This is a genomic window from Aliivibrio sp. A6, assembly GCF_028765505.1.
Lineage (GTDB): Bacteria > Pseudomonadota > Gammaproteobacteria > Enterobacterales > Vibrionaceae > Aliivibrio > Aliivibrio finisterrensis_A.
Map to the genome: position 1 here is coordinate 1 of NZ_JARACR010000132.1, position 570 is coordinate 570.

Annotated in this window: 1 pseudogene; it reads right to left on the reverse strand. The window is 53.3% G+C overall.

Annotated elements, in window-relative coordinates:
- Positions 1-570 (reverse strand): annotated as a pseudogene (locus PVK70_RS18895) (hypothetical protein); the annotation flags it as partial.

Here is a 570-nt window from a genome sequence, read left to right on the forward strand (position 1 = left end):
GGAGAAGGTCACAACCACACTGTCTTCTGCCGTGTTCGTACCTTCTGGCAACGTAATTGTTGCTGTGACACCCGCGTCTTTTTCATCGGCATTGATGATGTCATCTTCGCCAGTATCGATAAGAACCGTTGGTGCTACATCACTGCCGCTGTCGCCTTCGCCATCACCTGGCGCCACCAAATCCACGTCTGCCGTATCGCTGCCCGTCGCTGACTCATTGCCTGCCGCGTCAACAACGATCGCACTCACTTCTGTTGTTTGACCATCCACTATCGCTGCCGCTGGGATCGCTACACTGAACTTACCGTCGGTGACGGTAGTCTCTGACAGTTTAATGGTCTCTGTTGTGCCATCTGAGAAGGTTACAACCACACTGTCTTCTGCAATGTTCGTACCTTCTGGCAGCGTGATTGTTGCCGTAACACCCGCGCCTTTTTCATCGTCATTGATGATGTCATCTTCGCCTGAGTTAATCACGACAGTTGGTGCAACATCGCTGCCGTTGTCGCCTTCGCCATCACCAGGCGCCACCAAATCAACGTCTGCCGTATCGCTGCCCGTCGCTGATTC